Annotated in this window: 2 protein-coding genes; both read left to right on the forward strand. The window is 73.5% G+C overall.

Annotated features, from left to right (window positions below):
- Window positions 1–366 (forward strand): winged helix-turn-helix domain-containing protein (locus tag CCN51_RS51145; RefSeq protein WP_143676219.1); only part of this gene is annotated, 366 nt, incomplete at its 5' end.
- A partial coding sequence (locus tag CCN51_RS51150; RefSeq protein ID WP_086861229.1) for a sensor histidine kinase occupies window positions 363–1,462 on the forward strand: 1,100 nt, incomplete at its 3' end. The genes CCN51_RS51145 and CCN51_RS51150, both read left to right, overlap by 4 nt.

Below are 1,462 nucleotides of genomic sequence, written 5' to 3' on the forward strand. Positions count from 1 at the left end.
GCCCCGCCCCTGGTCGTGGACCGGCGCACCCGGCAGGTGTGGGTGGGGGAGGCGCTGATCTCCCTCACCCCCAAGGAGTTCGAACTGCTTGCCCTGCTCACGGAGGACCCCGGGGCGGTGTACTCCCGTCAGCAGATCCTCGACCAGGTGTGGGACCCGCACTTCCACGGCCCGACCAAGACGCTCGATGTGCATATCGCGGCGCTGCGCCGCAAGCTGGGCGACCCGGCCTGGATCCAGACGCTGCGCGGGGTGGGATTCCGGCTGGCCGTACGCACCGCGGAACGCACCCCCGAGCCCCGACCGGCACCGGCAACGGCCGCCGCCGACTCGTGGTTCGCCGCCCCCGCCTTCGACACCGCATGAGGCGCCGACTGCTGCTCAGCTATCTGAGCCTCGCCGCGCTGGTCCTGCTGTGCCTGGAGATCCCGCTGGGCTTCGTCTACAGCCGGGGCGAGCGGGAGCGGATGGTCACCGCCGCCAAGGAGGAGGCCGACTCGGTGTCCGCGTACGCCTCGCTCTCCCTCTCGGCCGGGCGCGCGGAACGCGAACTGCGCCCCCGCGTCCTCATGTGCGCCGAACGCATCGGCGGAAAGGTCCTCGTCGTCGACAGCCGTGGCCGTCCCCTCGCCACCTCCCACGAGCTGTCCGCCCGCGAGTCCCGCGACCTGGCGGCGCGCCCCGAGATCGCGGCCGCGTTGGGCGGCCGGTCCACCGCCGACGTACGCACCTCCACCATCGGCGGAGTGCGGTCCCTGTCCGTCGCCGCCCCCGTCACCCATGGCGCCGAACTCCAGGGCGCTGTGCGCATCACCGTGCCCACGGAGGCGGTGTCCGCGCGTATCCACCGCGTCTGGCTGCTGCTGGCCCTCGCCGGGCTCGCGGTCCTCACCGCCCTCGCCGCGGTGGCCTTCGGGCTCGCCCGCTGGATCAGCCGCCCCATCCTCCACCTCGAACGGGCCGCCCGCCGCCTGGCCGAGGGCAGCCTGGCCACCCCCGTCCCCACCACCGAAGGACCACCCGAAGTACGCAGCCTCGCCGCCACCTTCAACCAGACCGCGGCCCGCCTCGAACACCTTCTGGCCTCCCAGCGCGCCTTCGCCGGAGAGGCCTCGCACCAGCTCAAGACTCCTCTCGCCGCCCTGCGACTGCGGCTGGACAACCTGGAGCCCGATGTCGCCGGGCACGCCCGCGCCGGACTCACCGCCGCCATGACCGAGACCGACCGGCTGGCCCGTATGGTCGAGGGCCTGCTGGCGATGGCCCGGATGGAGGAGAGCGCCGGCACCCGCGAACCGGTCGACCTGGACCGGGTGTGCGCCGAGCGGAAACGCGCCTGGACCCCGCTGTTCGAACAGCACGGCGTCCGGCTGGTGCGGCGGGGCGAGTTCGTCGGCCAGGTGCTCGCGGTGCCCGGGGCCGTCGAGCAGATCGTGGACAACCTGCTCTCCAACGCCCTGCG

It is taken from the genome of Streptomyces milbemycinicus (assembly GCF_002154605.1).
In the GTDB taxonomy this organism is placed as follows: domain Bacteria; phylum Actinomycetota; class Actinomycetes; order Streptomycetales; family Streptomycetaceae; genus Streptomyces; species Streptomyces milbemycinicus.